Annotated in this window: 1 protein-coding gene; it reads right to left on the reverse strand. The window is 37.7% G+C overall.

Features of this window, described 5'->3' with window-relative positions; translation table 11 throughout:
• Positions 1–201 (reverse strand): YuzB family protein (locus H9X96_RS22550; protein ID WP_187668438.1); only part of this gene is annotated, 201 nt, incomplete at its 3' end.
• Positions 202–395: the final 194 nt, after the last annotated feature.

Genomic DNA, 395 nt, shown 5'->3' on the forward strand with positions numbered 1-395 from the left:
ATTTTCGACCAATTCAGCCGGATTATTCGCTGTGACCATTTCTCCGTTTACAAGAGCATACATCGTCTGCATGCATTGTCCGCAGTAACTCAGGCAGCCGTATTCAACGACATCCAAATTCGGATCTTTCTCCAATATTTCCTTTGCCTCCTGAGAACCTTGGGCAAGATTGCTGACGCAAAACTCAACGATTGGAAACACTTTATTTCACCTCACATCGCCTTTTTATCGTACCCTAAATGCGTTTCATTAGTCAAAGTTTAAGGCTGGAGAATAAAGCTTTTGTAACATATTAATACTTTAAAGAGTTTTACTAATTATCGATTCTAGGCGTTAGTGTAGGTTATTTTCCCGAGAAATATTGTGATTTTACATCAAATTAGATATAATTCTAG

The sequence above is a fragment of the Pedobacter sp. N36a genome (genome assembly GCF_014472395.1).
GTDB lineage: Bacteria > Bacteroidota > Bacteroidia > Sphingobacteriales > Sphingobacteriaceae > Pedobacter.